The following is a 23,551-nucleotide window of genomic DNA, read 5'->3' as shown; positions in this document are numbered from 1 at the left end:
TAATGGGATTTATACTATATGGGGGAGTATAATTTAGAATGGGAGAAAGTAATTACGAGCTGGACAACATTATTTTATATATTATTTGTTATTAATACGACTTGTCTGTTTATTCGTCACATTTTTAATGTGGAATGTTCATTTTCATCGGCTACACCATCACATTTAATTGCAAATGCCTTATTGCCTTTTATTAGGGTATGTATGAGTTGCGTCATTATTATATATACAAAAATAGAGAAAAAATTAAATAAGATTGGATAAAAATACCCATTACGTTACTGAGTGTAATGGGTATTGTTTTTTGAGGGGGATTATTCAGCCGTTGTTTCGCTTTCTACGACTTCATCATTTTCTATTTCGCAGATACGTTCAAGGCTTACCACTTTTTCATTGTCAGCGGTACGAATAATTCTCACCCCTTGGGTATTACGCCCTACAAGGCTTACTTCATTCACCCGAGTTCTAACGAGCGTGCCAGCATCGGTAATCAGCATAATTTGATCGTTATCTTCTACCTGAACTGCCGCAACAACTTTACCATTACGTTCATTGACTTTAATTGATACAACGCCTTTGGTATTGCGGGATTTTGCAGGATATTCCACTAATTTAGTCCGTTTGCCGTAACCATTTTGAGTAATTGTTAGAATTTCTCCTTCATTATTTGGAATAACCAATGAAACAACTTTGTCTGTATTAAGATCGATATTAGCTTCTTCATTTTCTTCAGTTTCAATAATATCAGCTTCAATATCTTCAACTTGTTCAGGCATTTCAGTGGTAGCAAGTTTCATACCTCGCACCCCTGTTGCGATACGCCCCATTCCACGCACTCCTGCTTCGCTAAAGCGAACGACTCGACCTTGTGCAGAGAATAGCATTATTTCACTTTCTCCATTGGTAATATCAACCCCAATAAGTTCATCACCTTCACGAAGTTTTAACGCAATCAGACCGCTTGATCGTACATTACTAAACGCATCTAACGAGACTTTTTTCACAACACCGCTTGCGGTTGCCATAAAAATAAATTTATCGGCAGAAAACTCTCCTTTAGGTATAGGTAGAATAGCGGTAATACGCTCATTTTCTTCCTTAACTAACGGTAAAATATTCACAATTGGCGTGCCTCTTGCACCACGGCTAGCAAGCGGTAGTTGATATACTCTTAGCTGATATAATCGACCACGGGTTGAAAAGCATAAAATCGTATCGTGGGTATTCGCAACTAATAAGCGCTCAATGAAATCGTCCTCTTTCATTTTCGTTGCTGATTTACCTTTACCACCACGGCGTTGGGCTTCATATTCAGTTAATGGCTGATATTTTACATAGCCTGAGTGAGAAAGGGTAACAACCACATCTTCTTGGGCAATTAAATCTTCTAAATTGATATCACCTGATGCTGATGTAATTTCAGTTCGGCGTTCATCACCAAATTCGGCTTTCACTTTTTCTAATTCTTCACGAATTACTGCCATCAAGCGGTCAGGATCGTTTAAAATATATAAAAGCCCACCAATGGTAACTAAAATTTCTTGATATTCTGATAAGATTTTTTCGTGTTCTAAACCCGTTAAGCGATGTAAGCGAAGCTCCAAAATAGCTCGAGCTTGTGCTTCCGATAAATAATATTCATTGTTATGCACGCCACACTCAGCAGGCAGCTCATCAGGTCGTGCTGTATCAACCCCTGCTGCTTCAAGCATTGGTGCAACATTGCCTAATGCCCACGCACGAGCGAGTAAACCTTCACGAGCTTCATCGGCAGTTTTTGATTGACGGATTAGCTCAATAACTGGATCAATATTGGCTAACGCAATGGCTAAACCTTCTAAAATATGAGCACGTTCTCGTGCTTTTCTTAATTCAAAAATAGTACGGCGAGTAACAACTTCACGGCGGTGTAACACAAATGCTTTAATCACTTGTTTTAAATTGAGCAATTTGGGCTGGCCGTGATCAAGTGCAACCATATTGATCCCAAAAGTAACTTGCATTTGGGTAAGTGAGTACAGGTTATTTAGTACCACTTCGCCAACGGCATCACGTTTTAGTTCAATGACAATGCGTAGCCCGTCTTTATCAGACTCATCACGCAATTCACTAATACCTTCAATTTTTTTATCTTTAACTAATTCTGCAATTTTCTCAATTAAACGAGCTTTATTTACCTGATAAGGAATTTCCGTAACAATAATTTGCTCACGTCCGTTTGCTTTTGTTTCTACACTGGCTTTAGCACGTACATAAACTTTGCCACGCCCTGTTCGGTAAGCATCTTCAATACCTTTACGCCCATTGATTATAGCGGCAGTGGGGAAATCAGGGCCGGGAATATAATGCATAAGTTCATCAATCGTGATTTGATCGTTTTCAATATATGCCAAGCAGCCATCTAATACTTCATTTAAATTATGTGGAGGGATGTTCGTTGCCATACCAACGGCAATACCTGATGAGCCATTGACAAGCAAGGCAGGAATTTTAGTTGGAAGTACGTCTGGGATCATCTCTTTGCCATCATAGTTTGGCGAGAAATCAACGGTTTCTTTATCTAAATCTGTGAGTAATTCCTGCGTGATTTTCCGCATTCTAACTTCGGTATAACGCATTGCTGCTGGAGCATCGCCATCAATTGAACCAAAGTTTCCTTGCCCATCAACTAACATATAGCGTAGCGAAAATGGCTGTGCCATACGCACGATAGTGTCATAAACGGCAGCATCACCGTGGGGGTGATATTTACCAATTACATCACCGACAACACGAGCAGATTTGACATAAGGCTTATTTGAAGTATTTCCGCTTTGATCCATTGAGAATAACACACGGCGGTGGACAGGTTTTAACCCATCACGAACATCAGGCAAGGCACGTCCTACAATAACTGACATTGCATAGTCGAGATAAGAAGTCTTCAGTTCTTCTTCAATACTGATGGGGGTAATATCTTTGGCTAATTCGCTCATTGAAATTTCCTAATCACGTTGGCAAAATTCCCGCTTTTTTTCGGGAGAAAATATAGAGTGAGTATAGCATAAAAGGCTTAACTTCGGGGGAATTTATCAAAACAAGCGGTCTGTTTTACTGATCATTTTGCAAATCACTTGGCGTTTGATTTTTCGTTGGGTTTATTCGAAAGGCTAGCTTAAAATAGTAAAACGACTCTAAATAAGCAAAAAATCATAGAATTTAACCGCTTGTACTGTAATAATCTATGTGATTGTGGTTGATATAATGGGAGAGAAAGTGAAAAAAATTGAAGAGCTAACCGAAAGGCAACGTGAAATTTGCTTAAATAGCGGAACCGAATATCCCTTTACAGGGAAATTTTTAGATGAACATCGTATTGGTACTTACCGTTGTGTACGTTGTCATAACCCGTTATTTCGTTCCGATACGAAATTTGATGCGGGTTGTGGTTGGCCGAGTTTTTATCAAACGATTTCAGAAAATTCGTTACGCTATTTAGATGATTATAGTTTAGGACGACACCGTACTGAAATTCGTTGTGGGCATTGTGATGCACATATGGGGCACGTTTTTCCAGATGGACCTCCACCAACGGGCTTACGTTTTTGTCTCAATTCAGTCGCATTAAATTTTAAATGGGACGAAACGGGCGAAGAGATTGACGGATAGATAGACAGCTGTTACATAAAATGCCTTTATAACGAGATCAAGTATTAAAGGCATTTTATGTATTTCACTGCAAAAAATAAGCTAAATTAACCGCTTGTTGTTAGAAACTTGAATTAGGTTGAGCTAAAAATTCAATTTCTTCTGGGGTTGATGTGCGGTTTAAAATAGCGTTACGGTGAGGATATCGCCCAAAACGATCAATAATTTCTTTATGACGAATTTCATAATCAAAGGTGTAATCATCTTCTAATGTACTGAATAATTCTACTGCTTGGGCGTGAATTTTAGCCGATTCCGAGTGCATATACGGCATAAGTAAAAATTTGCGTTTGATAAGTGGTAGGCTTTCATACTCAGGCTGTTTCAAGGCTTCTTGGGCGAGGGCAAGTGCTATAGGATCTTGAGCAAAAGCACGAGGCGTATCTCGCCATAAATTGCGTGAAAATTGGTCAAGTACGATGATTTCAGCTAAACGTCCTTCAATTGTTTTTCTCCAATCAACTAATTCCCCTTTCGCTGCAGATTCTGCTAAGTTTTCAAAACGTTTATGAATTAAATTATCTAATTCATCACTTTTTCCAAACCAGTCTTTATTTGTCAGTTCTTCAAACCAAAAGTGGATAATATCTTGTGGGCTAATCATTATTGTTCCTGTTTAAATTGTGTGATAGCAGATTGGCGGCGTTTTGTTAGCTCTTTGCGTATGGCAGCGCCTGTAAAGCCGTCGTGAATAATATCTTGTACTTGAATATTGCGAGCAATACGATACAAGTTTTTTGCATAATCTGCTTGTGGATATAAGCAATGTTCAAAACCTAAACGTCCTTTGGCATCGGCTTCGCAGGCAAGTAAAAAATCAAAGAAGCGTTCAGGCTTACGCCAAACATCTAGTTTATCAAATAATTTAATGACAGTTTCTGGGCGTAGCTCGGTAATTCTATGACAATGGGTATGAAATTCTGTAACTAATTTTGCAAATTCTTTAGTATGAGAAGGTACTTTTAGTCGCTGGGCTAACATTTCCGTAGGGTGAATACCTTTTTGTTCGTGTCCATAATGATGAGGTAAAATATCTGTTGGTGTTAAGGCTTTTCCAAGATCATGACATAACGCCGCAAACAATAAACTTTCAGGATCACTCGCTTGTGGTGCTAATTTTTTGGCTTGCTCCACAACCATTAGGGTATGCAATCCCGAATCAATTTCAGGGTGATGCTTTGCTGGCTGAGGTATGCCAAAAAGCGCATCAATTTCGGGAAAAAGTACTTGTAATGCACCAACGTTGCGTAATACTTGGAAATAGATATGGGGGGAATCAGTTGCAAAGGCTTTTTGTGTCTCCAACCAAACCCGTTCAGCGGTGAGATGTTTCAGTTCTCCACAAGCGGTCATTTCCTGCATCAATTTTACGGTCTCAGGAGCAATATGAAAGCCAAGCGTATGAAAACGAGCGGCAAAGCGAGCGACTCTCAATACTCTTAACGGATCTTCGCTAAATGCAGGAGAAATATGGCGTAAAAGTCGTTGGTCGATATCTGCTTGTCCGCCATAAAAATCGTGAATTTTCCCGTCTTGGCTTTGAGCGAGAGCATTGATGGTAAGATCACGGCGACGTAAATCTTGTTCTAGGGTAACATCGGGTGAAAATTCACAAATAAATCCGTTATAACCAGATCCTTGTTTACGTTCCGTACGAGCCAACGCATATTCTGCTTTTGTTTCTGGGTGAAGAAAAACAGGAAAATCGCTTCCAACCTGTTGATAGCCTTGAGCCAGCATTGCTTGGGGAGTTGAGCCAACGACTAGCCAATCTTGATCTTTCACGGGAAGTCCGAGTAGTTTATCTCGAACTGCACCGCCCACTAAATAAACTTCTATTTTGGGGAAGGCTGTGTTGTTATTCATTATGCAATTCTCTCTTTAAATCCACCTAACTCTTCACTTAATTTTTCAGTGAATAGCTTTAATTCTTCGATCATTAGTAGAAAGTCGGCATCAAATCGTTGGGCAATATCTTCTTTGAGAATATCGTCATTTTTTTCACGAATATCATCGGCAAATTTTAAGCGAGAGAGCGTTCCGTCTTCGTTTAAAATAAAAGAAAAGTGATTTTCCCAATCCAATGCTAATTTAGTCACTACTTTTCCAGCGTCTAAGTGGGTAGTAATTTCATCACTTTCTAAATCTTGGCGTTTACAGCGAATAATGCTATCTGTTTCAAAAGATTTAAGTTCAGCCTCTTCTAATAGGGTAAGCCAGTGCGGTATTTGATTGCCATTTAACCATTGTGTCATCGCTTCAAACGGTGGTTTTGCAAAGGAAACTGGCACAACAGGTAATGAGCCAAGTGTTTTACGTAATAAAGCTAGGGCATCTTCTGCTCGTTTGCTGGAGCTGGTATCAATATAGATTAACTGATTTTCAAGATCGAGCCAAAGAGCAGTAAATTGGTGTTTGCTAAATGCTCGGGGAAGTAGGGTTGCAACCACTTCATCTTTAATTGCCTGTTTTTCTGTTTTACGTAATTTTCGTTGCTCTTTTTGTTCTAAAAGTTCAATGCGGGAGTCAGTCTCTTTTTTGATGACGGGCGCAGGTAGTATTTTTTCTTCTTTATGGGAAACTAATAGAAATTGTTGTCCGAGGGTAAAATGGTGCAAATCACTGCTAGTGAGTGGGTTAGACCAGCCAAATTTACTGAGATCACCTTGTTGGCAAGGGGTAAATTTATTTTGTACTAATTGTTGTTCAAATTCGCTACTGGATAAATTAAGTGGCGTAGTTAAACGGTAGATCATTATATTTTTGAACCAAAACATTGGGTAATCCTTTTTGATGGCGTAGAATAGGGTATATTTTACGCTATTTATGCCGAGGGCTAAAGTCGTGTAATCTGTAAGATATTATCGTAATTTAAACGTTAAATGATTGGGAGAAACTATGCAACATAAAAAAATCGCCTTTATTGGAGCAGGAAATATGGCATTTGCAATTATTTCTGGTTTGGTTAAAAGTGGGTATCCTACCAATTTAATCAGTGCGAATAATAAAAGTAACCAAATTCGCCGTGAACAATTAGGTTCAATGGGAATCATTGTTGATCTTAGTCAGCGTGAAGCGGTGGAACAAGCTGATTTAATTATTTTAGCAGTTAAGCCACAACTAATGGCAGAAGTGTGTGCAGAATTTAGTGATATTGATTTGAGCAAAAAATGGGTGCTATCTGTCGCAGCAGGTATTTCGGTTACACGTTTAGAACAGTTGTTGCCGAGTGCAAAAAATATTATACGGGCAATGCCTAATACGCCTTCATTGATTGGACAGGGAATTTCAGGATTATTTGCAAAAAAATCGGTGGATCGAACCGCTTGTGAGTTTATTGAAAGCTTGATGACTTTTGTGGGTGAATGTTATTGGGTGGATACCGAAGAAAGAATGAATGCCATTATTGCGATAACAGGTAGTAGCCCTGCTTATTTTTTTAAATTTATGGAAGCAATGCAGCAAACAGCAATAAAAATGGGGTTGAGTGAAAAAGATGCTCGCTTTTTAGTACAAAATGTAGCAGCAGGGGCAACACAAATGGTTGTGGCAAATCCTAATGTATCGTTAGCAACATTGAGAGAAAATGTTACCTCCAAAGGAGGAACAACCGCACAGGCATTGGCAGTTTTCGATCATTATCAGCTAGATAAAGTTGTTGATGAGGCAATGTATGCGGTAATACAACGAGCAAAAGAGATGGAACAGTCATTATGATGAAATTAACCCCTTTTCAATGGTCATCATTTAATTTTTTCGGCTTTTATTGTGCTTTTGGGGTGTTGTTGCCATTCCTGCCTGTTTGGTTGAAGTATCACGGATATGATACCGAACAAATTGGGCTATTGATTGCATTGGGCTATTTATTTCGTTTTGTAGGAGCAATGTTTTTTTCTCGCCGAGTAAATAACCCTAATCAACTCATTCCATTAAACCGTTTTTTAACGTGGGCAACAGTGGGGGCGGTTTTGTTGATGATGTGGGCTGTTCCTTCGATTTGGCTGTTTTTACCCGTGATTGCCCTTTTCCATATCTTTAATGGTGGATCAATGCCAATAGCGGATACCATTGCAGCAACTTGGCATCAACAAATTGGTTTGGATTATGGCAGAACACGGTTATTTGGTTCTATTGCCTTTGTTGTTGGTTCTATTTCAACGGGGTATTTAGTTGGTTGGCTCGGGCAAAATGCGATTATCGGTATTTTAATGGGATGGCTTGTTTTTCTTGGCACAGGTATTTTATTTAGCCCAACACAAAAATTTAAGTATGTCGAAAAGCCGTTGAATAATAATCGTGATGAAATGGGCTATTGGCAGTTATTGCGTGTGCTTACTACATTGAGAATGTTAGTTGCAATTTCTCTTATTCAAGCCTCTCACGCTGTTTATTATGCTTATAGCACACTTTATTGGACAAGTAATGGCATCTCAACAGAAAATACCAGTTTATTATGGGCTGTAGCAGTTGCGGGTGAAATTACCTTTTTCTTTTTTGCTAATAAATTGTGCAAGGCGTGGCGTACTCACTATTTAATTATGTTATCTGCGCTAGGTGCAGTTATTCGATGGTCTTTATTGGCATCAACTAACTCTTTTATAATTTTAGTTTTGGCTCAATTACTACATGCCATTTCTTATGGAATGGGGCATTATGCAATGATTCGTTATATTGCAACACAGCCCGTTGCTTATACAGCTAAATTACAAGCCCTTTATTTTAGCATAGCAAGTTGTGTGGTAATGGCATTGTTTACGTTTATGGCTGGACAATTGTACCAATTCTCACCAGTTTGGAGTTTTGGTCTTATGGCAATTTTAGCTTTCCCCGCACTATTTATTGTGCCAAAACGGTTTGAAAGTAGAATTGAATAATATGGACGTAGTGATAGACAAGCGGTGGGTTTCCACCGCTTTTTTGTTTCGTATAAATTTAAAATGAAAGCTATAGAAATGATTCGTTAAATCGCATAGCCTAAAGCATAGAATGCAACAAGAACGATGGCAATAATGACTGTACCGATATTTAATTTTCTAAATTCACCCGCAAGAATACGTCCAATAACAAGCACTGCAAAACCTAACATAATGCCTGTTACGATATTTGCAGTAAGCACAATAAAGACTGCACAAACTAGCCCTGCCATTGCACCAACAAAATCATTAAAATCTAATTTAGAGACATTGCTCAACATCAATAACCCAACATACATTAGTGCTGGTGCAGTGGCATAATTCGGTACAAGGAAAGCAAGTGGTTGGAAAAAGAGCATAAGGAGAAACAGTGCTCCAACTACCACAGCAGTTAAGCCCGTTTTACCTCCAACGGCTGTACCTGCTGCGGATTCTATATAAACTGCTGCAGGTGCAGTGCCGAATAATCCTGAAAGTAAGCTACTTAAAGAATCAGAAGTTAAAGCCCGTCCGCCATTGATAATTTGCCCGTGTTGATCGAGTAAATTTGCTTGTCCAGCAACGGCACGAATTGTCCCTGTGGCATCAAAAATTGCAGTCATTACTAAAGCAAAGACAACGGGTAATATGGACGTATTTAATGCTCCCATAATATCTAAATTTAAGAATTGGGAATGCTCACCAAAAGTTGGTAACTTAAATAAAGAGCCATTAAAGGTTACTTGGGGATCAAAAGTTAAGCCTAATAAGGTGATTGTAATAATAACCCATAAAATAGAGCCTTTTATTTTTAGCCGTTCTAACCCGATAATAGCGGCTAAACCAAGTAGCGACATTATGGTGGGAAAAGAGATAAATTCCCCCATTTTTATTGGTATTCCAGATGAATTCCCCACAACTAATCCAATTCCATTTGTTGCAATAAGCAGTAAAAATAAACCGATTCCAATACCCGCTCCGTGAGCAATGCTGGCTGGTAAGTTGCGTAAAATCCAGCTACGAATTCCTGTGATAGAAACAAGAGTAAAAACAATACCCATTAAGAAGATTGCTCCGAGTGCAATAGGAATACTAATTCCTTGTCCCAATACTAGGCTAAATGCGGTAAACGCTGTTAAAGAAATAGCACAACCGATTGCCATTGGAACGTTTGCCCAAAGACCAATGAGTATAGAGCCAAGCCCTGCAACTAAACAGGTAGCGATAAAAACAGAATCAGAGGGAAAACCTGCGGTGCTGAGCATATTAGGGACAACAATCACGGAATAGACCATTGCAAGAAAAGTGGTTAAACCAGCAATGATTTCTTGTTTAATTGTTGAGTTACGCTGTTTGATTTGAAAGAAAGCGGATAGAGCCATTATCAAAAACCTCAGATAAGTTATAGGTGATGTGAGAATAGAAATTGTATCGAAGTCAATGATGATAAGCAAACGTTTGCGTAATTGTTTTTCACATTAGTGTAGGGGGAATTTAAGCCTCCGTATTACCATTTTTTATATTTAGGGTTCACAAATTCAATGCCTTGGTTTTTGTAATGGATTTTTTCAAGTTGGAGTAAAAAACGTTTAGCGGGTAAACCGCCTCCAAAGCCAGTTAATGTTTGATTTTTTCCCAGTACTCGATGACAGGGAATTAAAATTGAAATAGGGTTACGACCTACCGCATTACCAACAGCTCGCATTGCATTAGGTTTACCGAGTTGGCTAGCGATTTCACCATAGCTAGTTGTTGCACCGTAGGGAATTTGGCGGAGAATTGCCCAGACTGAATGTTGAAAAGCAGTTCCTTTTGGCGTAAGGAAATCTAATGTTTTAAAATCAATTTGTTCACCCGCAAAATAGCGGTCTAATACATCGGCTGTTTTGCAAAAAATTTGCCAAATCTGACCGCTTGTTATTTCGGCTTTTTGCCAATCTTTTAAATCAGTTGTGGCTTGTTCTGGTTCAAATTCAATGCCTATTAGCCCTGTTAGATCGGCGATACATAGTAGTTTTCCGATAGGCGATGAATAAAAATGATAGTAAATATTTGACATTAGTTGTATTCCTTAGAAGTAAATTAGAAATAAAAAAGGCGTATAAATGGAAGTTTACACGCCTTTTTTATAAAGTTAAGCCTTAGAATTTATAATTTAAATTTAAACCATAAAGGTTTGCTTTTGATTTGACTTTAAATTCGGCTAATCCGTCTTCGTTAAACGTATTTTTGCTACCTCGAAGATGTGAATAACCTAAATCAGCAGAGAAATTTTGGGTAAAACGTACAGTTGCTCCCACAGAATACCAGGTACGATCTGTATCTGGGATAGAAATAGATGGGCTGACAGTACTTGCACTTTCATCAAAAGAGATACCTGAACGCAATGTTAGCTTTTCATTAACATCGTATGAAGCACCAATAGCAATGCGTGAAGCATCATTAAAGTTTTCGTGTTTAGCAAAGAGTGGGTTATTATCTGAGCCATAAGCATTTAAACTTTTGAATTTACTCCAATCGGTACGTTTATAACTATAATTTACGGCAAATTTATCAGTCAGTTTATGATAACCAGAAATTTCCCAGTAAGCAGGAAGAATTAGGGATAATTGACCTGGAATAGATGCACCACCTGTAATGGTATCAACAACACCAGGGATTGTGATTGGTAAAGTGTTTGAATATTTACCATTGAAATTCAGTTTGATTTGTGAATGGTAAGCAAAGCCTAAACGGTGATTTTCATTGATTTCATAGAGTAAGCCTGCATTCCAGCCAAATGCCCATTTATCACCTTTGAGTTTATGAAGCATTTCACTTTCTTCTAATGAGGCATAAGTACGAGCTAAATTACCCGCTTGTGTCGCTAATTGAGCTAATTGTTGGGCTTTTTCACCCGCTGCTTTAGCTTGAGTTAATTGACCGTTAGCCGCTAATTTTTGAGCAGCTAAACCAGCTTCTTGTGCAGCAGCTTTGGCTTGTAATGCTTTTTGTTGGGCTTGAAGAGCTGCACCTTTACCAATTAAACCTAAGCGACGCTCTAATGTAGCTTTAGCGTGAACGGCATCTATTCCAGCACCAATGCTGAAACCGTATCCTAAATTATAAGCCCCACTTAAATTAAGATTGACAGCAGAAAGCTCAGTTCTTCCACCAAAAAAGCCCGCACTATAATTTGGGGAGAATTCAGATTTTAATCCATAATTTACATTAACGCCTCCACCGATGACAAAGCGATCATTTACAGGCGCAACAATGTATGCATTAGGGATAATGATATTTGGCACGATATTTTTTTGTGAAGCATCAATACCATTTTTTAATTTACCATCAATATCAATATCAGTATCAACTAAAATACCGCCTGCTGAGATTTCAACTTGTTTAAATTTTGTCATTAAGGCTGGATTTGTTGCGACAACGGTTGCATCATCAGCAGTGGCAGCAGCGCCTGCAAATGCCATACCTAAACCAGATGTTGAATTTTCAGCAAGCTGGAAGGCAGCGGCAAAACTACCAGCAGATGAGAAGGTAACTATAGATGCAATTAGCGTTTTAGTAAATTTTGTCATAAGATAATCCTTAATAAATAATAGGGAAGCAAGCGGTCAGATTATTGTAAGTTTTGTACTGCCGAATGAATTATTAGCAAACATAAGTAAAGATTTTACGAACCAAACTCCATTGGTGCAATGAAATTTAAAGTGTTCCGACCAGTTCGATAACCAAATGTAAGCGAGGTTTGCGGTTAGTGTTTAAGGGGAGTACAATAGACAACGATATATTTCATATAAGCTATTTTTTAATTAAATAATACGCATTTATGTTAGATTTAGATGAGAACTATTTTTAATAAGATAGTTTTTGACGATAAAAACTATCTTATTTATTTGTTAAACCTTTTGAAAATAGTTGGAAAATACTTGACTGAATTAGTCGGGTACAGCAAAATTCATTATACTTTTTTAGTAGTCAGGTTTGGCATTTTTAACCAGCATATTTTTAGCAAAGGTTGGGGTATGAAATTAACGTCAAGAGGACGCTATGCAGTTACAGCAATTCTAGACATTGCCTTACACGGTAAATCTTTACCTGTTAGTTTAATGGATATTTCTGAGCGTCAAGCAATTTCTCTCTCTTATTTAGAGCAACTTTTTGCACAATTACGTAGAGAAGGTATTGTTCAAAGTGTCAGAGGTCCCGGCGGTGGTTATCAATTAGGCAAAGCCGTAGATGAAATTACCGTGGGAATGATTGTTTCTGCTGTAAATGAAAGTGTGGATCTTTCTAAGTGCAAGGGAAGTGGGAATTGCACAAATAATAGTCAGTGTTTGACTCATTCGTTATGGGAACGATTAGAAACACAAATAGAAGGTTTTTTACATAACATCACGTTAGCAGATTTAGTTGAAGAGCATCGTGATCATGATTGTGATAAATCCCATTGTCACGATCACCAACACTAAATTAAAACGCATTTTGCGTTAATTATTTGCCTTAATTTTAGGAGTAACAATGAAATTACCAATTTATTTGGATTATGCAGCAACTTGCCCAGTTGATGAGCGTGTTGCAAAAAAAATGATGGATTATATGACTAAGGACGGTATCTTTGGTAATCCAGCTTCTCGTTCACATAAATTTGGTTGGGAAGCAGAAGAAGCAGTTGATATTGCTCGTAACCAAATTGCAGAATTAATCGGTGCAGACGCTCGTGAAATCGTATTTACGTCAGGTGCAACAGAGTCTGATAACCTTGCAATTAAAGGGGCTGCACATTTTTATCAAACTAAAGGTAAACATATTATTACCGTTAAGACTGAGCATAAAGCTGTTTTAGATACTTGCCGTCAATTAGAGCGTGAAGGGTTTGAAATTACTTATTTAGAACCAGAAGATAATGGCTTAATTGATTTAGCAAAATTTGAAGCTGCTATCCGTCCAGATACGATTTTAGTATCAGTTATGCACGTTAATAACGAAATTGGTGTTATCCAACCTATTGCGGAAATTGGTAAAATCTGCCGTAGCAAAAAAATTATTTTCCACGTTGATGCAACTCAATCAGTCGGTAAAGTGCCTGTAAATGTTCACGAATTAAATGTGGATTTAATGTCTTTCTCAAGCCATAAATTATACGGACCAAAAGGTATTGGTGGTTTATATGTATGTCGTAAACCACGTGTACGTTTAGAAGCGATTATTCACGGTGGTGGTCATGAGCGTGGTATGCGTTCAGGTACATTACCTGTTCATCAAATTGTGGGTATGGGTGAAGCCTATCGTATTGCTAAAGAAGAGATGGCAAGTGAAATGGCTCGTATTAAAACGTTGCGTGATCGTTTGTATAATGGCTTCAAAGATATGGAAGAAGTATATGTAAATGGTACGATGGAAGAAGGTAAACGTGTAGATAACAATTTAAACATTAGTTTTAACTTTGTTGAAGGTGAGTCTATGATGATGTCATTACGTGATATTGCGGTATCATCAGGTTCTGCTTGTACTTCTGCAAGTTTAGAGCCATCTTATGTACTACGTTCAATTGGTCGTAATGATGAATTAGCTCATAGCTCAATTCGTTTTTCATTAGGTCGTTGGACGACCGAAGAAGAAATTGATCATACGATTGAAATTGTGAAAAAAGCGGTTGAAAAATTACGTGAACTTTCACCACTTTGGGAAATGTTCAAAGATGGCGTTGATTTAGATGCAATCGAGTGGAATCATCATTAATCAATCAGTGAATGTACATTGGTCTTTAACATTAAAACCAAGTACGTTCTTATTAAAAATAAGAGGAATTTAACAATGGCATATAGCGATAAAGTAATTGATCACTACGAAAATCCACGTAATGTGGGAACTTTTGATAAAGAAGCAGGTGATATTGGTACGGGAATGGTTGGTGCACCTGCATGTGGTGATATCTTACGTTTACAAATTAAAGTAAACGATGCAGGTATTATTGAAGATGCACGTTTTAAAGCATACGGTTGTGGTTCTGCGATCGCATCAAGTTCTTTAATTACTGAATGGGTAAAAGGTAAATCTCTTGATGAAGCAGCACAAATTAAAAATAGTGATATTGCTGAAGAACTTGAACTTCCGCCAGTAAAAGTTCACTGTTCAATTCTTGCAGAAGATGCAATTAAAGCAGCAATCGCAGATTACAAAGAGAAAAACGCTAAATAATCTATGATAAGCGATGAGCTTGATTCAATATATTGCAACTGTAATACTGAAGAAAGCTTATCGCTTAATTATAATCATTTTTAAAGTATATAATAACGGTATATTTTAAAAATGGTTATTCATTGAAGAATAAGATGTAAGGAGAAAAAATGAGTATAACCCTAACAGAAACCGCAGCAGATAGAGTGCGTACTTTTTTAGATAATCGTGGTAAAGGAATTGGTTTGCGTTTAGGTGTTAAAACATCAGGCTGTTCTGGGTTAGCTTACGTACTTGAATTTGTTGATATTCTAAATGAAGATGATCGAGTGTTTGAGCAACATGGTGTTAAAATTATTGTAGATGAAAAAAGTTTAGTTTATTTAGCTGGTACGGAATTAGACTATGTAAAAGAAGGGTTAAATGAAGGTTTTAAATATACCAACCCAAATGTAAAAAATGAATGTGGTTGTGGCGAAAGCTTCAATGTTTAGGAGAGAAAATGTCAAATCCATTTGCCCTGTTTGATTTACCCGTTCAATTTAAACTTGATATCAATTTATTGTCTGAACGTTATTTAGCCTTACAAAAATCTCTTCATCCTGATAATTTTTCAGCGCATTCAGCTCAAGAGCAACGTTTAGCGGTTCAGAAATCAGCAGAAATAAATGATGCGTTACATATTTTGAAAGATCCTTTACTAAGGACTGAAGCGATTATTCAATATCATACAAATGAACAACAAGATATTGAGAAAAAAAGTACTCGAGATATGGCTTTTCTAATGCAACAACTCGAATGGCGTGAAGCGTTAGAAAATATTGAAAATACAAAAAATGAAACTAAACTTACCGCTTTTATTCAAGAAATAGAACAACAGCAAAAAATAATTTTACAGCAACTCGAACAAGCGTTAGAACAACAACAATGGGAGGAAGCTCTTGTTATTAACGATCAGTTTCGTTTTATTAAGAAATTATTCGTAGAAATTGAGCGAGTAGAAGAAAAATTATTTGCTTTTTAACAGAAGGCAATAGATAAAATTTATATTTTGAATATACATTTCTTAGATCAAATATTAACATCTCTAGTTTCTGTTAAACATACTATTAAAAATAGATATAATAAATTTATTTTCATACTAAAATATATTTTCTTATATTATTAGTTTTATAATCATTTAGATTGGAATAACATTATTACACAGCACAAATAATATAAATGAAAACATTAGATGAATTAGTTGAGAAAAATAGTCCCGCTTGGAATGTAATTAAAACGTGGTTTAAAACGGCTAAAAACCAGTATGAAATTTTATCACCTGATGTTGAGAATGCGGGTAAAGAATTAGTTGGAATGCAACTTTCTACCGCAACACCATTAGGAACAATGATCTTTTATACGGGAGGAGTGTTAATAGACTATGGTTGGTTACGCATTTTAGGATCAGGTAATGAACAGCTTCCACGAGGTTTTTTTGATTGGAATTTTGGTAAAACCTTCGAAGAATCAGGAGAACGTCCATTTCATTTATTGATTGCAGATGATGTTATTGGGGGTTATTTTGCTATCAATGGGGGTGGTTTAGGTGATCAGGTTGGTCTAGTTTATTATTATCATCCTAAAAAATTAAAATGGGAAAGTATTGGGTTAAATTACTCTCAATTTCTTGGTTGGGCGTTAAATACAGATTTAGAAAGCTTTTATCAAAATTTACGTTGGAATGGTTGGCAAAATGATATTAAACAGATAAAAGGCCATCAGGTTATTCAACTAGAAACAAAAGCAATTCAGCCGATAGAACGGCATTATCAAAATATATTTGCACCAGAGAACTTAGGCTATTCAGTAAATTAAATTTTAAATGTAATTTAAGGTTTAACGATATATTAATAACAATTATTATTTTCTTCCTATTTATTTAGTGGTTTTAGGTGGAAATTGATAAATAGAGAGATAAATTAAATGGCATTACTTCAAATTGCAGAGCCGGGACAAACAGCCGCACCACATCAACATAAATTAGCAGTGGGAATTGATTTAGGGACAACAAATTCGTTAGTGGCAACAGTGCGTAGTGGTCAAGCACAAGTATTGTGTGATGAACAAAATCGAGCGTTAGTACCGTCAGTAGTGCATTACACAAAAACACAAAAAAATGTAGGTGTTGAAGCTTTTGCACAGGCAAAGCAAGATCCACATAATACGGTTGTTTCAGTCAAACGTTTGATCGGACGTAGCTTAGATGATGTTAAACAACGTTACCCAAATTTACCGTATCAATTTATTGCGAGTGAAAATAATTTACCCCTAATTCAAACGATACAAGGGAATAAAAGCCCTGTTGAAATTTCGGCAGATATATTGAGCCATTTGAATGAATTAGCTGAAAAAAGCTTAGGTGGCGAACTTTCAGGTGTGGTGATTACTGTGCCTGCTTATTTTGATGATGCTCAACGTCAAAGCACTAAAGATGCAGCTCGTCTTGCGGGGCTTACTGTTCTACGTTTATTAAATGAGCCAACGGCAGCGGCGATTGCTTACGGGTTAGATAGTCAGCAAGAAGGTATTATTGCGGTTTATGACTTAGGTGGCGGAACGTTTGATATTTCTATTTTACGTTTAAGCCGAGGTGTATTTGAAGTTTTAGCAACAGGTGGTGATACAGCGTTAGGTGGTGATGATTTCGACCATTTAATCGCAGATTGGATTATTCAGCAATCGGGCGCAAAAATTGAAAATGCCAGCCAACAGCGTGAGTTGCTTACCCTTGCAAGCCAGATAAAAATTAATCTTTCGCAAGCGGTTAGTTTACCAATTAATTTTGCGGGTTGGTCTGGCGAAATTAACCGAGTGCAATTTAATGAGCTAATCCAACCGCTTGTAAAACGTTCATTGATGACTTGTCGCCGTACATTAAAAGATGCTGGCGTTGAGCTTAATGATGTGCAAGAAGTTGTGATGGTGGGTGGTTCAACTCGTGTACCTTTAGTGCGTGAACAAGTGGGTGAGTTTTTTGGTAGAACACCATTAACATCTATTGATCCTGATCGAGTTGTTGCACTTGGAGCGGCTATTCAAGCTGATATTTTAGCTGGGAATAAACCTGATTCAGAAATGTTATTGCTCGATGTTGTGCCATTATCTTTAGGAATTGAAACAATGGGAGGCTTAGTTGAGAAAATTATTCCTCGAAATACTACAATTCCAGTGGCCAAAGCCCAAGAATTTACTACCTTCAAAGATGGGCAAACTGCAATGACAGTACATGTTGTGCAGGGCGAGCGTGAATTAGTTGATGATTGTCGTTCACTTGGGCGTTTTACCTTACGGGGTATTCCACCAATGGTTGCAGGAGCAGCACATATTCGTGTTACTTATCAAGTTGATGCAGACGGTTTATTAAGTGTTACCGCAATGGAAAAATCAACTAAAGTTCAAGCCTCGATTCAAATTAAACCGTCTTATGGATTAACTGATGAAGAAGTTACTGAAATGATTCGTTCATCAATGAATAATGCTCAACAAGATATAAAAGCTCGTCAATTAGCAGAAGCTCGAGTTGATGCTGATAGAGTGATTGATAGTGTAATTATTGCATTGCAAGAGCATGGTGAAGAATTATTGTCTGACAGTGAGTTTAAACAGATTGAAGCAGAGCTTGCAAGACTAATTGAATTGAAAAAAACAACAGACTATCAAGCTATCTTGCAGGGAATTAAAAATGTAGATGTTGCAACCCAGAATTTTGCAGCAAAACGAATGAATTTGTCTATTCAAAAAGCATTAGCGGGTAAAGCCGTTGATGAAATTATTAACTAAGAGGATGTTATGCCAAAAATAGTTTTTCTTCCGAATGAAGAATTTTGCCCAGAGGGTATGGTTATTGAAGCAGAAACTGGAGCGAATTTACTTGAAGTTGCTCATGATGCAGGGGTAGAGATTCACCATGCCTGTGATTGTTCTTGTGCTTGTACGACTTGCCACGTTGTTATTCGTGAAGGCTATGATTCACTTAATGAGAGTTCAGAGCAAGAAGAAGATATGCTTGATAAGGCTTGGGGTTTAGAAATTGATAGCCGTCTTTCTTGCCAGTGTATTGTTGGAACGGAAGATTTAATTGTTGAAATTCCAAAATATAATTTAAACCACGCAAATGAGGCAGCACACTAATGAAATGGACAGATGTGAGAATGATTGCAGAGAATCTGTATGATATGAATCCAGAGTTAGATCCAACCACGGTTCGTTTTACAGATATGCACCAATGGATTGTTGAAATGGAAGATTTTGATGATGATCCAGAAGCATCAAATGAACATATTTTAGAAGCAATTTTAACAATTTGGTTAGAAGAATATGAATAAAAAATGGGCGGAAGCCCATTTTTTACCTCTTAATATGGCTGATATTCGTTATTTTATTTCAGCAATAGCATTTAAAATCCGTTTATCTGAAATAGGGTATTTTGTACCAAGTTGTTGAGCAAAAAGGCTTACCCGTAGTTCTTCAATCATATAACGAATATTTGTTATATCATCAGAAATAGGTTTAGATTTTGGCAGTTTTGCTAACAGCTGTTGATAGGTCTGTTGAACGTGTTCAACCCTTAGCATTTTTGCTCGATCTGTATTTGTATCGACAACTAATTTATCTAGTCGCTTATCAATAGCGGTTAGATAACGCAATAAATCTGCTAAACGAGCTGATCCTGTTTGTACCACAAAATTTGGATAAATTAGCCCATTTAATTGTGCTTTTATATCAGACAATGCAAATGCCATTGTGAAATCAAGTTTGCCTTTAATGCGTTTATTGATTTCAAAGGCAAGGGTTAAGATTTTTTCAACTTGTAGGGCAATTTGTACGGTTTTTTCGTTAAGATGTTGGCGAACGAACTCTCTTAATTCGTTGAACTTTTCTTCGTCCCAGACAAATCCACCAAATTCTTGAATTAACTCATCAACGGAACAGGCAATGCAATCATCAATTAAATCTAACACTTTGCCAAATGGAGCGAAATATAGCCCAAGTTTTGCTTTGTTTGGTAGTTTTTCGTGTAAATATTTAATGGGGGAGGGAACATTTAACAGGATTAAGCGGCGTAAGCCTGCTTGCATTGCTCGTTGTTGTTCAAATTCTGTTTCATACAATTTAATACCAACAGATTCTTTTTCATCGGTAATTGCAGGATAGGCTTTAACACTAAAGTGGCGTTTTTTCTGCTCAAATACTTGTGGTAATTCAGAAAAATTCCACAAATGTACGCCTGTTTGTTCAATTCCATCATCAGCAACTGCAGATAATGTAGTTTGAACTTGATCTTTTAAGTTAAATTTTAATTCATCAAGGTTATCACTTTCGGCAATTTTCTCCCCTTTTTCACCAATAACTCGGAAAACCATTTTTAAGTGTGTGGGTAGCTGTGTTATATCCCATTGTTCGGGTTCAACTAATACACCTGTCATTCGGCGAAGTTCATAACTTAAACTGTCTAACAAAGGTTTAGAGAGTGGTTCAACTTTTGCTAAAAACGCATCAGCATAGTTTGGAGCAGGTACAAAATTTCGGCGAAGTTGTTTTGGTAACATTTTAATAAGGCTAACGACTAACTCGTGGCGTAGTCCTGGAATTTGCCAATCAAATCCTTCGGGTTCAACTTGATTGAGTAGTGGCAGGGGAATATGCACCGTTACACCATCAGCTTCCTTTCCGATTTCAAATTGATAGCTTAATTTTAGTTTTAGATCTCGCTGATACCAAAAGTTTGGGAAATCCAGCTCGCTGACTTGATGAGCATTTTCATTGATTAAGAATGATTTTTCAAGGTTGAGTATATCTGGATTTTGCTGGCTAGCTATTTTCCACCAACTATCAAAATGTTTGCTTGAAACAACATCAGTTCCAATCCTTTGATCGTAAAATTCAAATAGAACTTGCTCATCGACCAAAATATCACGGCGACGAGATTTATGTTCCAGTTCTTCAACTTCTTTAATCAAGCGGTTGTTTTCTTTGAAAAATTTGTAATGAGCGTGCCATTCCCCTTCAACTAATGCTGAACGAATAAAAATTTCACGGCTAATCAGAGGATCGATTTTGCCATAATTTTGTAAACGATTAACCACAATCGGAATACCGTAAAGTGATACTTTTTCATATGCCATTACCGCCCCTTTTGATTTCGCCCAGTGCGGTTCGCTGTAGCTGGCTTTAGTTAGATGTGTGGCAATAGGTTCAATCCATTCAGGCTCAATTCTAGCAACCATTCTGCCCCAAAGTTTGCTGGTTTCCACTAATTCTGCTGCCATTACCCATTTGGGCTGTTTCTTGAAAAGCACAGAATTTGGAAAAATGGCAAAATGGGCATTTCTAGCACCTAAATAGACCATTTTTTCGTTATCTTTTAGACCGATATGAGATAGTAATCCTGTTAATAAAGCAGTATGAATTTGCTGATAATTTGCATTTTCAGTATTGATTCGTAGCCCCATTTCTCGTACGGTTAGTCTGAGTTGATAGTAAACATCTTGCCATTCTCGAATTCGTAAATAATTTAGAAAGTCTTTTTGGCAGAGGCGGCGGAACTGATTTTTAGTTAAATTTTTCTGTTCAGTTTGGATAAATTGCCATAAATTAACAAAAGCTAAGAAATCAGAATCTTTATCGGCAAAACGGCGATGTTTTTCATCTGAGGCTTGCTGTTTATCTTGCGGACGTTCACGAGGATCCTGAATTGAAAGTGCCGACACTATCATCATCACTTCGTGTAAGCAACCATTGTGGTGTGCCTCAATGACCATTCGGGCTAAACGTGGATCAACAGGCAATTGAGCAAGTTGTCGCCCAATATCGGTGAGTATTTTACGAGAAGTTGTTTTGTCTTTATTGCTAACAGTTCTTATTGCTTCTAATTCTTCTAATAATTTAATACCGTCTTGAATATGTTTATGATCTGGTGCATCGACAAATGGAAAAGCGGAAATATCACTTAAGCCAAGCGCAGTCATTTGCAAAATGACTGAAGCTAAATTGGTGCGTAAAATTTCAGGATCAGTAAATTTAGGGCGACCGTTGAAGTCTTCTTCGGAATACAAGCGAATACAGATCCCTTCTGAAATTCGCCCACAGCGTCCTTTTCGTTGATTGGCGGACGCTTGTGAAATAGGTTCTATTGGTAGCCGTTGTACTTTCGTTCGGTAACTGTAACGAGAAATTCGGGCTGTTCCTGTATCAATTACATATTTAATATTTGGGATCGTTAAGGACGTTTCTGCTACATTGGTTGCTAAAATAATCCGATTGAGATTACTTGGATGAAATATACGTTGCTGTTCTTGAGCAGATAAGCGGGCGTAAAGAGGAAGAATTTCAGTATGACGAAGTTCTTGTTTTTCAAGTATTTCGGCAGTATCACGAATTTCTCGTTCACCATTCATAAAGATCAAAATATCGCCTCGCCCTTCTGCTTGTAGTTCGTTTACAGCATTGAGAATACCTTGAAGCTGATCTTGATCCTCATCTTCAATAATTGGACGATAACGTACTTCCACAGGGTAAGTTCTACCAGAGACTTCAATAATTGGCGCATTATTGAAATGTTTGGAAAAACGTTCTACATCAATCGTTGCAGAGGTAATAATAACTTTTAAATCAGGACGTTTGGGTAAAATTTGTTTGAGATAACCGAGAATAAAATCGTTATTAAGGCTACGTTCGTGAGCTTCATCAATAATGATAGTATCGTACTGATTGAGATAACGATCGTGCTGAATTTCAGCAAGTAAAATCCCGTCTGTCATCAATTTAACTAAGGTATTATCGTTGATTTGATCGTTAAAGCGAACTTTGTAACCAATCGTTGATCCTAGCTCACAATGGAGCTCTTCAGCAATACGAGTAGAGACTGAACGAGCTGCAATTCGGCGAGGTTGTGTATGCCCAATCAATCCTTTTACGCCCCGCCCCAGTTCCAAGCACATTTTGGGTAACTGAGTTGTCTTACCTGAACCAGTTTCTCCTGCAATGATAACAACTTGATTTTCTTCAATTAATTTTAAAATTTCACCACGGCGTATAGAAACAGGGAGATCTGGATATTCAATATCTAGCTGAGCTAATTGTTGTTGGCGTGTAAAATAATAGGCTTGGCAAGCGGTGAGATCTTGCTCAATTTCTGCTATCACTTTTTGACGATTATTCTCATTTTTAATATGAGAAAGCCCTCGAATACGTCCATTTAAACGGCGATTATCAAGGATTGTGAGATTTTGTAGTTGGCTGAGTAAAACTTGTTGTTCCGCAGTAAGCGGTGTGTTTTTATGATTTTTTTGTATTTTTTTCATCAAACTTTTCCTATCAGTAAGGATAAAATTCCTGCAGCAATCAATGGACCGACTGGCACACCTTTTAAGAATGCAACACCGAAAATTGTGCCGAGTAGTAAACCTGTAACTAATACAGGCTGAGAGGTCATTAGGCTAATGCCTCGTCCTCCTAGCCAAGCCACAGCAACGCCTGCAATAATTGCAATGAACATTTTCCAATTCAAAAAAGTAGTGAGAGAAGGCATTGCAATTTTTCCTGAAACTAAAGGGCTGAGTACGCCTATGGTTAGGATAATAATGCCAATCTTTAGGCCATATTTGTCGATAACGGGTAAATATTGTGAAAGCAGAGTTTGTTGCATTATGAGTAAAATTGCCGCAGAAATAGTAATAGCACTGTTTTGGCTAAATAAGCCAAGAAGAATTAAAATGACAAGTAAAAGGGCAATTGTATTAAATTGTAAAGACATA

The 23,551-nt window shown here is 37.4% G+C and carries 21 protein-coding genes; 12 read left to right on the top strand and 9 right to left on the bottom strand.

What is annotated here, in order from left to right:
* Window positions 1-314 precede the first annotated feature (314 nt).
* Window positions 315-2,975, bottom strand: a complete 2,661-nt coding sequence (gene gyrA, locus A6B43_RS00840) for a DNA topoisomerase (ATP-hydrolyzing) subunit A (RefSeq protein ID WP_124210704.1) — start codon at window positions 2,973-2,975, stop codon at window positions 315-317.
* Window positions 2,976-3,255: 280 nt separating this feature from the next.
* Here gyrA and msrB point away from each other — a divergent pair, with 280 nt between their 5' ends.
* Window positions 3,256-3,648 (top strand): peptide-methionine (R)-S-oxide reductase MsrB, encoded by a 393-nt coding sequence (msrB, locus tag A6B43_RS00835; RefSeq protein WP_418902969.1) that lies wholly within the window; start codon window positions 3,256-3,258, stop codon window positions 3,646-3,648.
* Between the two features lie 100 nt (window positions 3,649-3,748).
* Here msrB and A6B43_RS00830 read toward each other — a convergent pair whose 3' ends face one another.
* Genes A6B43_RS00830 through rdgC form a run of 3 tightly spaced genes read right to left on the bottom strand, consistent with a single transcriptional unit; the run spans window position 3,749 to window position 6,464 of the window.
* Entirely contained in the window at window positions 3,749-4,291 is a 543-nt protein-coding gene (locus tag A6B43_RS00830) for a DUF924 family protein (protein WP_124210702.1), read from the bottom strand.
* Window positions 4,291-5,526, bottom strand: a complete 1,236-nt coding sequence (locus tag A6B43_RS00825; RefSeq protein ID WP_124211026.1) for a multifunctional CCA addition/repair protein — start codon at window positions 5,524-5,526, stop codon at window positions 4,291-4,293. Before A6B43_RS00825 ends, A6B43_RS00830 begins: the two co-directional genes overlap by 1 nt.
* A gap of 26 nt (window positions 5,527-5,552) precedes the next feature.
* Window positions 5,553-6,464 (bottom strand): recombination-associated protein RdgC, encoded by a 912-nt coding sequence (gene rdgC / locus A6B43_RS00820; protein WP_124210701.1) that lies wholly within the window; start codon window positions 6,462-6,464, stop codon window positions 5,553-5,555.
* A gap of 121 nt (window positions 6,465-6,585) precedes the next feature.
* On the opposite strand from rdgC, the gene proC reads away from it, so the two are divergent.
* Both proC and A6B43_RS00810 read left to right on the top strand, forming a co-directional pair.
* On the top strand, window positions 6,586-7,404 hold the full coding sequence (gene proC / locus A6B43_RS00815) for a pyrroline-5-carboxylate reductase (RefSeq protein WP_124210700.1): 819 nt from the start codon (window positions 6,586-6,588) through the stop codon (window positions 7,402-7,404).
* The gene (locus tag A6B43_RS00810; RefSeq protein WP_124210699.1) at window positions 7,401-8,561 is read left to right on the top strand and encodes a 3-phenylpropionate MFS transporter; all 1,161 of its coding nucleotides are present in this window, start codon (window positions 7,401-7,403) and stop codon (window positions 8,559-8,561) included. Before proC ends, A6B43_RS00810 begins: the two co-directional genes overlap by 4 nt.
* Before the next feature lie 86 nt (window positions 8,562-8,647).
* Here the strand turns inward: A6B43_RS00810 and A6B43_RS00805 are convergent, their stop codons facing one another.
* The 3 genes from A6B43_RS00805 to A6B43_RS00795 form a co-directional block, all read right to left on the bottom strand.
* On the bottom strand, window positions 8,648-9,961 hold the full coding sequence (locus tag A6B43_RS00805; RefSeq protein ID WP_124210698.1) for an NCS2 family permease: 1,314 nt from the start codon (window positions 9,959-9,961) through the stop codon (window positions 8,648-8,650).
* A 125-nt stretch (window positions 9,962-10,086) separates the two neighbouring features.
* Window positions 10,087-10,638 (bottom strand): methylated-DNA--[protein]-cysteine S-methyltransferase, encoded by a 552-nt coding sequence (locus A6B43_RS00800; RefSeq protein ID WP_124210697.1) that lies wholly within the window; start codon window positions 10,636-10,638, stop codon window positions 10,087-10,089.
* 82 nt (window positions 10,639-10,720) lie between these two features.
* A complete protein-coding gene (locus A6B43_RS00795; RefSeq protein WP_124210696.1) occupies window positions 10,721-12,151 on the bottom strand; it encodes an outer membrane protein transport protein in 1,431 nt (476 codons plus the stop codon).
* A 447-nt stretch (window positions 12,152-12,598) separates the two neighbouring features.
* Between A6B43_RS00795 and A6B43_RS00790 the strand changes: the two genes are divergently transcribed.
* The 9 genes from A6B43_RS00790 to iscX all read left to right on the top strand — a co-directional run bounded on the left by A6B43_RS00790 (window position 12,599) and on the right by iscX (window position 19,120).
* Window positions 12,599-13,045, top strand: coding sequence for an Rrf2 family transcriptional regulator (locus tag A6B43_RS00790; RefSeq protein WP_124210695.1), 447 nt, complete (start codon window positions 12,599-12,601; stop codon window positions 13,043-13,045).
* A gap of 49 nt (window positions 13,046-13,094) precedes the next feature.
* Window positions 13,095-14,315, top strand: a complete 1,221-nt coding sequence (locus A6B43_RS00785; protein ID WP_124210694.1) for an IscS subfamily cysteine desulfurase — start codon at window positions 13,095-13,097, stop codon at window positions 14,313-14,315.
* Between the two features lie 75 nt (window positions 14,316-14,390).
* The gene (iscU, locus tag A6B43_RS00780) at window positions 14,391-14,774 is read left to right on the top strand and encodes a Fe-S cluster assembly scaffold IscU (RefSeq protein ID WP_124210693.1); all 384 of its coding nucleotides are present in this window, start codon (window positions 14,391-14,393) and stop codon (window positions 14,772-14,774) included.
* 149 nt (window positions 14,775-14,923) lie between these two features.
* Window positions 14,924-15,247, top strand: a complete 324-nt coding sequence (gene iscA / locus A6B43_RS00775) for an iron-sulfur cluster assembly protein IscA (RefSeq protein WP_124210692.1) — start codon at window positions 14,924-14,926, stop codon at window positions 15,245-15,247.
* 8 nt (window positions 15,248-15,255) lie between these two features.
* Complete coding sequence (gene hscB, locus A6B43_RS00770) at window positions 15,256-15,777, top strand: Fe-S protein assembly co-chaperone HscB (protein ID WP_124210691.1); 522 nt, start codon at window positions 15,256-15,258, stop codon at window positions 15,775-15,777.
* Between the two features lie 197 nt (window positions 15,778-15,974).
* The gene (locus A6B43_RS00765; protein ID WP_124210690.1) at window positions 15,975-16,610 is read left to right on the top strand and encodes a DUF2625 family protein; all 636 of its coding nucleotides are present in this window, start codon (window positions 15,975-15,977) and stop codon (window positions 16,608-16,610) included.
* Window positions 16,611-16,718: 108 nt separating this feature from the next.
* Complete coding sequence (gene hscA / locus A6B43_RS00760) at window positions 16,719-18,575, top strand: Fe-S protein assembly chaperone HscA (RefSeq protein ID WP_170152424.1); 1,857 nt, start codon at window positions 16,719-16,721, stop codon at window positions 18,573-18,575.
* 9 nt (window positions 18,576-18,584) lie between these two features.
* On the top strand, window positions 18,585-18,926 hold the full coding sequence (gene fdx, locus A6B43_RS00755; protein WP_170152423.1) for an ISC system 2Fe-2S type ferredoxin: 342 nt from the start codon (window positions 18,585-18,587) through the stop codon (window positions 18,924-18,926).
* On the top strand, window positions 18,926-19,120 hold the full coding sequence (gene iscX, locus A6B43_RS00750; RefSeq protein WP_124210689.1) for a Fe-S cluster assembly protein IscX: 195 nt from the start codon (window positions 18,926-18,928) through the stop codon (window positions 19,118-19,120). The genes fdx and iscX overlap by 1 nt, the downstream gene beginning before the upstream one ends.
* Window positions 19,121-19,168: 48 nt before the next feature.
* Here the strand turns inward: iscX and hrpA are convergent, their stop codons facing one another.
* Together hrpA and A6B43_RS00740 are read right to left on the bottom strand one after the other, a co-directional pair.
* Window positions 19,169-23,098, bottom strand: coding sequence for an ATP-dependent RNA helicase HrpA (gene hrpA / locus A6B43_RS00745; RefSeq protein WP_124210688.1), 3,930 nt, complete (start codon window positions 23,096-23,098; stop codon window positions 19,169-19,171).
* The gene (locus tag A6B43_RS00740) at window positions 23,098-23,550 is read right to left on the bottom strand and encodes a DUF441 domain-containing protein (protein ID WP_124210687.1); all 453 of its coding nucleotides are present in this window, start codon (window positions 23,548-23,550) and stop codon (window positions 23,098-23,100) included. The genes hrpA and A6B43_RS00740 overlap by 1 nt, the downstream gene beginning before the upstream one ends.
* Window position 23,551 lies beyond the last annotated feature (1 nt).

Source organism: Vespertiliibacter pulmonis (genome assembly GCF_013377275.1).
In the GTDB taxonomy this organism is placed as follows: Bacteria; Pseudomonadota; Gammaproteobacteria; order Enterobacterales; family Pasteurellaceae; genus Vespertiliibacter; species Vespertiliibacter pulmonis.
This window is presented reverse-complemented; position numbering and strand designations above follow the sequence as displayed.